Origin of the sequence: Succinivibrio sp., assembly GCF_045124615.1 — a bacterium.
Classification (GTDB): domain Bacteria; phylum Pseudomonadota; class Gammaproteobacteria; order Enterobacterales; family Succinivibrionaceae; genus Succinivibrio; species Succinivibrio faecicola.
Genome location: NZ_JBGVMC010000367.1, coordinates 1 through 8,650 on the forward strand (window position 1 = coordinate 1; position 8,650 = coordinate 8,650).

Annotated in this window: 8 protein-coding genes; all 8 read left to right on the top strand. The window is 37.5% G+C overall.

Going from position 1 to position 8,650, the window contains the following annotated elements; all coding sequences use genetic code 11:
* On the top strand, nt 1–884 hold an 884-nt coding region (locus tag ACJML3_RS09710), incomplete at its 5' end, for an ABC transporter permease (protein ID WP_406022759.1).
* A gap of 9 nt (nt 885–893) precedes the next feature.
* Nucleotides 894–2,159, top strand: coding sequence for a peptidase T (gene pepT / locus ACJML3_RS09715; protein WP_406022761.1), 1,266 nt, complete (start codon nt 894–896; stop codon nt 2,157–2,159).
* 8 nt (nt 2,160–2,167) lie between these two features.
* On the top strand, nt 2,168–3,046 hold the full coding sequence (rfbD, locus tag ACJML3_RS09720; RefSeq protein ID WP_406022763.1) for a dTDP-4-dehydrorhamnose reductase: 879 nt from the start codon (nt 2,168–2,170) through the stop codon (nt 3,044–3,046).
* Nucleotides 3,047–3,075: 29 nt separating this feature from the next.
* Nucleotides 3,076–4,476 carry a TolC family protein gene (locus tag ACJML3_RS09725; protein ID WP_406022765.1) on the top strand — a complete coding sequence of 467 codons (1,401 nt, stop codon included), beginning with the start codon at nt 3,076–3,078 and terminating at the stop codon, nt 4,474–4,476.
* Nucleotides 4,473–5,279: an exodeoxyribonuclease III gene (locus tag ACJML3_RS09730; protein WP_406022767.1), complete on the top strand. Its 807-nt coding sequence runs from the start codon at nt 4,473–4,475 to the stop codon at nt 5,277–5,279. Before ACJML3_RS09725 ends, ACJML3_RS09730 begins: the two co-directional genes overlap by 4 nt.
* A gap of 263 nt (nt 5,280–5,542) precedes the next feature.
* A complete protein-coding gene (locus tag ACJML3_RS09735) occupies nt 5,543–6,655 on the top strand; it encodes a 3-deoxy-7-phosphoheptulonate synthase (RefSeq protein ID WP_406022769.1) in 1,113 nt (370 codons plus the stop codon).
* A gap of 63 nt (nt 6,656–6,718) precedes the next feature.
* Nucleotides 6,719–7,954: a phosphoglycerate dehydrogenase gene (gene serA, locus ACJML3_RS09740; RefSeq protein WP_406022771.1), complete on the top strand. Its 1,236-nt coding sequence runs from the start codon at nt 6,719–6,721 to the stop codon at nt 7,952–7,954.
* A gap of 171 nt (nt 7,955–8,125) precedes the next feature.
* Nucleotides 8,126–8,650: hypothetical protein (locus tag ACJML3_RS09745; RefSeq protein WP_406022773.1), on the top strand; the 525-nt coding region annotated here is incomplete at its 3' end.

The following is an 8,650-nucleotide window of genomic DNA, read 5'->3' on the forward strand; positions in this document are numbered from 1 at the left end:
ACAGCGGACTTGTACAAAAAGGAAATATTGATGCTACAGCAACTGTTATGGGCGTATCAGATGAGTACTTTAGAGTATATGGTATGCAGATTGCAAAAGGCAGATTCTTTAATTCATATGAGTCAGTTATGGCACCACAGATAGGTGTGATTGACAATATGACAAAGACCACCTTGTTCCCATTTGAAGATCCTATAGGAAAAAGGATCTTTGTGATGGGTAAACCTATAACTGTTGTCGGTGTGCTTACAGATAAGGAAATTGCCTTTACAAGACGTGACAGTCTTAACATCTATGTTCCTTATACAACGCTGATGAACAGAATCATAAAACAGAACTATATTTCATCTATAATTGTAAGAACAAAGGATGGTTTCTCTCCTGCTGTAGCAGAGGCATCTATTACCTCACTTTTGAAAAACAGACATGGAAGAAAAGACTTTTTTATGATGAGTTCTGATACCATCATGAAATCCATATCAGAGACAACAGGAACCTTTACGGTTCTTATATCTGCAATTGCAGTCATCTCTTTATTAGTTGGCGGTATAGGTGTTATGAATATCATGCTTGTATCTGTTACAGAGCGCACCAGGGAAATCGGAATCAGAATGGCTGTTGGTGCAAGAGAGAGGGATATAATGTCTCAGTTTTTAATTGAATCTGTCACGGTCTGTATTGTAGGCGGTCTTCTAGGTGTAAGTCTATCCTTGCTTACAGGTTTGGTTCTTTTTTATCTTGCCCCTGCAATCCCGTTATCATTTTCAATAGGATCAATCATTGTTGCTGTTGTTACATCCATGGCAATCGGTGTGGCCTTTGGCTATGCCCCTGCAAGAAAGGCGGCAAGACTCAATCCTATAGATGCATTGGCAAGAGAATAAGGAGTTTATATGCAGGAAAGTTCAGTTCTGGATCTTGAAAATCTATGTGGAGTAGATCCTCTTGTAAATACATTTTGTGAGCTTATCTCATATGATACTAAGGCCGATCCTGATTCAACAACTGTACCATCATCAGTAGGACAGTTAAGATTCGGCGCCTATCTTCTTTCTGCTATCAATAAGCTAGGTCTTAAAGGCGTGCAGGATAATAACGGTGTAGTTAGTGTCTCTATACCTGCAAGTGAGGGGATGGAAAATGTAAAATCACTTTGTCTTCTTGCTCATATGGATACAGCACCTGATAAATCTGGTGCAGATATAAAGCCTGCTCTTGTAAAGAATTATGATGGCAGTGGAATAAGACTTGCAAACTCCCTTGTAATAGATGACAGTGTATCTTGTGCATTAAAGGAATTTAAAGGTCAGGACATCATTGTTACAGATGGTAATACACTTTTAGGTGCAGATGATAAGGCAGGTATTGCAATACTACTTCGACTGATGCATGAAATCTGTGTGGATTCGAATCTTAAGCACGGACCATTGAAGATTATTTTTTCGGTAGATGAGGAAATTGGCAAATCAACAGATCATCTAAGTGTTTCTGATATTGATTGCAATTACGGCGTAACTGTTGATGGTACAAAAGAAGGTGAGCTTGATATTGCAACTTTCAATGCCTATGGCGCAATTGTCAATTTTAAAGGCAGAAGTGTTCATACTGCAGTTGCATACAAGACTCTTCACAATGCACTTATGATTGCAAATGAGTTTATAAATATGCTCCCAGCATCGCAAAGACCTGAGACAACTTTAGGTGATGAAGGTTTTTATCATATACATGATCTGTCAGGCTCTACAGATAGTGCAACACTAAAAATGATAATAAGAGACTTTACAAAAGAAGGCATGGAACAGAGGCTTGAAACTGTAAGGTCAATAATATCCTTTTTAAATAACAGATACTCAAAAGATACAGTAGATGCCAAATTTACCTTCCAGTATGCTAATATGGCGGACGTTTTAAAGGATCATGAGGATTATATTTCTTTAATTAAAGATGCTTACAAAGATGCTGGAGTTAAAGTTTCACTAAATAATGTAAGAGGCGGCACTGACGGCTCAAATCTTTCAAACAGAGGACTTCCAACTCCTAATATATTCACAGGTGGACTTAACTGTCACGGTCCGTATGAATGCCTTGTAGTATCCTCATTTAATAAGGCATATTCTGTTGTAAGAAATCTTGTAACATCCATGCATAAACTTTCTTAGGAATAAAAATGCCATTAGTTTTACTTACAGGTGCAAAAGGTCAGGTCGGTCTTGAACTCAATCAGGTTCTTTTAGAGCAAGGCTTTAAGGTAATAGCATGCTCTCACAGTGATCTTGATATTACAAATGAGCAGGAGATTTCATCCTTATTTGAATCAACAAAGATTGATCTTGTTATTAACAGTGCCGCTTATACTGCTGTTGATAAGGCAGAGGATGAAAAAGAACTTTGTTATGCTGTAAATGCTTTAGGTCCAAAGCTTTTAGCAAGAGAGTGCAGAAACTATGACATTCCTCTTATTCATATTTCCACTGATTATGTTTATGACAATAATACACAAAAAGAGCATACGGAAAATGATGAGGTTGCTACCCACTGTGAGTATGGCAGAACAAAACTGTTTGGCGAAAGATTTATTTTAGAATCCGGCTGTAAATATGTAATTTTAAGATCATCTTGGATCTTCGGTCGCTATGGTAAGAATTTTGTTAAGGCAATGAGAAATCTTGCAAAAACAAGAGATTCTTTAAAGGTCGTTGCAGACGAGCTTGGCAATCCAACATCTGCAAGAGCTTTAGCTGAAGATATTGGCATGATCTCAAATCTGATTTTCAAAACAGACTTTGATGACTTTGGTATTTATAATTACTGCTGTACACCTGCAATCAACAGAAATGATTTTGCAAAAGTAATTATAGACAGAGCTACAAAACTTGGGTTGGTTGATCATCGAGTAGATGTTTTAATGACAACTCAAAAAGAGTTTGGTGCAAAAGCTCAAAGACCAAATGATTCAAGAATGAGCTGTGACAAATTTGAAAAAACATTCAATGTAAAAATGAAGGATTGGTCTTGTTATCTTGATGAGACTCTGTCTGCTGAATAGATGTAAAGAATAAGAACATAAGGAGTTATATGTTAAAAAAAGCATCAGTTGCACTTTCATTTGCATTCGTTCCTTTTTTATTAGCTTCTTGTTCTACTTTTTTTACATATTACAAAGAGCCTGAATTTGCAAAAGAGTCATTTTTTAAAGGCTCTTCTCGCTATAACGGACCTTTGATAGAGGAGAACTATTATCTTGCTTTTAATGATGAGAAGCTCAATGAGATAGTCAAAAAAGCACTTTTGAACAACATCTCATTGAAATCATCATATCTAAATGTAAAAAAAGCTTTGTTAAATATTGATCTTGTATCAACAGATCATAATATTGATTTATCAGGAAGCTTATCATCATCAAGCAGCAGACGTACTGATTATCATGATCATTCTGTAAAACGATCTTCTGCTAATTTCTCTGCATCCTATCAAGTAGATCTGTTCTCAAAGCTTGAAGCATCAGATGATGCTGCACTGCAGTCATTTAATGCAACAGCATATGATTATCTCTCGATGAGAAATACTGTTATTGCAACAACGCTCAAGGCGTACTGGAATCTTGCCTTTGCAAGACAGGCATTAAAGATTGCAAAAGAAGATTTGGCTGACAGTGAAACAAGATTGAAACTTGTTGAGAATAAGTACAGTGCAGGTGCTGCTGACTCTCTTGATCTTGACGATGCAAAAATAAATCATCTGAAGGTTAAAAAGCAGCTGTTCTCACGAGTTCAGAATCTTAAGAATGCATCAAATGCACTTAATGTACTGCTAGGAAATACTGTTATTGAAAGAATTGAAACATCAAATCTTGAAGATAGCAGCATAATGGATTTTTCACTGTCAGTTCCTGCAAAACTTTTAGAAAACAGACCTGATCTTAAAAAGAATGAAGCAAATCTAAGAAAAATGTATGCTCTTTACAACAAGGCAAAGATGGATTTCTTCCCAGACTTTACCTTAAAGGCGTCCTTATCCTCAGGAGATACAGATACATTTTTCAGATTCCTTGAAAATCCTGTTGCAACACTAGGTGCTGCCATAACCATGCCTTTTTTAAACTTCAATTCTCTTAATATCAAAAGAAAGCAGGCTCTGACAGATATACAGATTGCAGAGCTTACATTTGTTGACGGATATATAAATGCTGTATCAGAGGTTTATGACAACATAGCAGCTTTAGATTACTGCAGCAGAAATCTCAAGATTAGTGAGGAGTCATTAACTCTTGCTGAGAATAATTACAGAAGATATTTTGAAAGATATCAATCAGGATTAGTATCCTTAAATGATTTTATTACATCTGCTGACAACAAGCGTACCGCCAAGATAAATTACCTTGAGGCAAAGCTTTCAAGACTTACAAAGTCTGTTGATCTTATTACTGCCTTAGGTGGTGGAACATCAATGGATATACAAGGACTTATAAATCAATGACAATTACTTTAAGCTCATGGAATGTGAACGGAATTAGAGCCTGTTCCCAAAAAGAAGGTTTTTCCTGGTTTACAAATACTGATTATGACATCATAGGTTTTCAGGAAACCAAGGCAGATGAAAGCCAGCTTGACGATTCAATAAGAATAAAAGATGGTTATGACAGCTTTTTTTGTTCATCAACTGTTAAAAAAGGTTATTCAGGCACAGCTGTATTTACAAAAATAAAACCGCTAAGCGTGGAGCTTGAACTTCCATATGAGGAGTTTAAAGGTGAAGGAAGAATAGTTCATCTTGAGTTTGAAAAATTCCATTTTTTCAACGGTTATTTCCCAAATGGCGGTGCAGCAATTCTAGATGAATCTGGTAAACCTACAGGTGAGTTTAAAAGAGTTCCATACAAGATGGCTTTTTTTGATGCTTTCTTTGAGTATGCGCAAAAACTTCGATTGGATAAGCCTATTGTCGTATGTGGTGACTTTAATATCGCTCACAGAGAAATCGATCTGGCAAGACCTAAGACAAATATGAAAAACACAGGTTTCCTGCCAAATGAGCGCGCTTTTTTAGATAAGCTTGTAAATAACGGATATATCGATACATTCCGATTTGTAAACGGTGATGTAAAGGATGTATACAGCTGGTGGTCCTACAAGTCATTTGCAAGACCTAAGAACATCGGATGGAGAATTGATTATTTCTTTGTATCTGATGAACTTAAAGACTGCATTAAGGATGCAAGAGTTGAAACAACTGTCACTGGATCTGATCACTGTCCTGTAACTTTGGTCCTTGACCTTTAAGGTAAAAGATGGCGATATAATTTCCTTTCAAGTATTGATTATTAACACTGATCGTCATTATAATTAGGAACGTTTTTATTTTTTTTGTGGTAATGGAAATTACCATTTTTTATTTTTTAGGAAACTATCGTGAACAGTAATAAAGATATGAAAAACACAATGTTATCTATTGACTCAACTAAGTGCATGTTAAAGTCACAGAAAGCAGGTGTATCTTATTACTGGCGATTTTATTCTTTTTAAATAATTAGGCGGAATGCTATATGACCATTGATAAGAATTTAAACCTGACCCCGCCTAATGAGGCAGGGCACGGTATTGTAGATACGAGAATTAGTGAAATGTACCAGGTGCTACCTCCAATTGCTGTAATAGAGAAATTCCCAGCAACAGAATTTACAAATCAGGTTGTCTCAAAGGCAAGAACTGATATCCATAATGTTTTCAACGGTGTTGATGATCGTCTAGTTGTTATTGCAGGCCCATGTTCTGTACATGATACTCAGGCTGCAATTGACTATGCTAACCGTCTGATGAAGCTTCGTCAGAAGTATGAAAAGCAGCTTGTTATCATCATGCGTGTATACTTTGAAAAGCCACGCACAACTGTTGGCTGGAAAGGCTTAATCAACGATCCAAGCCTCGACGATTCACATGATATCAACAGCGGTTTAAGAATTGCCCGTAAGCTTTTATGTGATATCAACTCACTTGGCATGCCTGCTGCAACCGAGTTTTTAGATCCAATTACAGTTCAGTACATTGATGACTTCATTTCATGGGGTGCAATCGGTGCTAGAACAACTGAATCTCAGCTGCACAGACAGTTAGCTTCAGGTATCAGCTGCCCAATCGGTTTCAAGAATGCAACCGACGGTTCAGTTAAGATTGCTATTGATGCTACTATCGCTGCTGAGAATGAGCATACATTCATGTCTGTAACAAAGATGGGCCACGTTGCTATTGTTCATACAAAGGGTAACGAAGACTGTCACGTAATTTTACGTGGTGGCCATGAGCCTAACTACTCAGCTGCTGATGTTGAGAAGACCTGTCAGGCTCTTGCTAAGGCAAACTTAAAGCCTATGGTTATGATTGACGCTTCTCACTCAAATTCAAACAAGCAGTTTAAGAAGCAGGTTGATGTATCAAAGGATGTTGCAAATCAGATTGCAAACGGTGATAACCGCATCTTCGGTTTAATGCTTGAATCAAATCTTGTTGAAGGTCGTCAGGATCTGCCAAAGGATTTACGTAACCTTGTATACGGTCAGTCAATTACAGATGCATGTATCAATATAGATGATACAGAGGAAATCTGTGAGATTCTGAATCAGGCAGTGCTTGAGCGCAGAAAGAAGAATCAGGCTAAATAGTTAATAGTGCCCAGCGATAGTGCTGGGCATTTTTGCTTGTACCAAGTAAAAAAAGAGGAAATCATGCATCCATCATTATCTTTAGAAAAATCAAAGATTAAAATCCTGTTATTAGAGGGTGTTGATCCTAGTGCTGTTGAGGCTTTAAAGAAGTCAGGTTATACCTCTGTTGAGTACCTGAAGAAAGCTTTAGATGGTCAGGAGCTTTTAGATAAAATCGAGAATGTCCATTTTATCGGTATTCGCTCCCGTACTCATCTTACCCGTGAGGTTTTATCCCACGCTAAGAAGTTAATCGGTATCGGTTGTTTCTGTATCGGTACTAACCAGGTTGATTTAAAGGCAGCAGCTGAATTTGGTATTCCAGTATTTAACGCTCCTTTCTCAAATACACGTTCTGTTGCAGAGCTTGTAACTGGTGAATACTTACAGTTACTTCGTGATATCCCTGCAAGAAATGCTCTGTTACACAGAGGCGGCTGGGATAAGTCAGCAACAGGCTGTCATGAGGCTCGTGGTAAGACACTAGGTATCATTGGCTACGGTCATATCGGTACTCAGGTTGGTATTCTTGCTGAAGCTTTAGGTCTTTCTGTTATCTTCTATGATACAGAGAACAAGATGGTTTTAGGTAATGCAAAGCAGGTTGAAACATTAGATGAGTTATTAGCTCAGTCTGATATCGTAACTTTGCATGTTCCTGAGACTGCAAATACCAAAGGTATGATCGGTGCAGAGCAGTTTGCAAAGATGAAGGACAGAGTTCGCTTCATTAATGCATCACGTGGTACTGTTGTAGATATCGATGCTCTTGCTGATGCTTTACGTTCAGGTAAGGTTGCAGGTGCAGCTGTTGACGTATATCCAAAGGAGCCTTCAAAGAACGGTGAAGAGTTTGTAACTCCTCTTCGTGAGTTTGATAATGTAATTCTTACTCCACACATCGGTGCTGGTACTGAGGAAGCTCAGCGTAACATCGGTACTGAGGTTGCTGAAAAGCTTGCTTTATACTCAGATAACGGTTCAACCCTTACTGCTGTAAACTTCCCTGAGGTTTCACTACCTGCAATTCGTGAGGATGTATCACGTCTTCTTCACATTCATAAGAATGTTCCTGGTGTAATGCGTCAGATCAATGAGATCTTTGCAAAGGAAAACATCAACGTTGCAGCTCAGTATCTGCAGACAAATGCTGATATCGGCTACGTTGTTATGGATATTCACTCAGCAGATCCAGCATCTGTAGTATCACAGCTTAAGAAGATTGAAGGTACATTAAAGTGCCGTATTCTTTACTAAGAGTAAAATCTTATAAGTTATCTTAAATAAGCGGGCATAAGCCCGCTTTTTAAATGTTTGAAACAATTAAAAGAACGATTATTTCTGTATATGTGTTTCTACCTTCACAAAAGCCAACATATTTGAATTTTTTATTTTCAAAGAATTAAAAATCTATATTAGAATAAAGGCATGAAGTGCAAGAATTTTTTTAAACATCTGCTTTTAGCTCTACCTTTTGTCTCAGCTCCTGTCAGTGCTGTCATGACATCAGGCTGGTCTATATCATCTTCATATATATGGCGAATATATGATTCAGGATCATATTCCTTTACAAAGGGATCTGCAGCTAAGATTATCGAGCTTGACAGAACAATAGAAAACCGTCAGGCAAGTATAACTATTCATAATTCACTGACAAACAAATTTACCTTCAAGGCAGCCTGCATGTATCAAAGCGCAACTCCTGCATTTGAACTGCACGTACCAACTCTTGATATATCAGTAAATGACAAGATAAGAGGCTTTGCCTTTGCAAGATTCCTTGTAGATAGAGGCAGAGAATATTCTTTAAGAGCACAGGTTATAGCACCTAGCAGACTTGTTTTTGCTCCAATAACTGCACCTCAGAAAAGAGCATTATCAGATTTATATCTTCAGTTAGCAGAAGGTGGAAAGCTTACCATTGGTCTTTTACAGGGAAAAGGCTTCAAACCA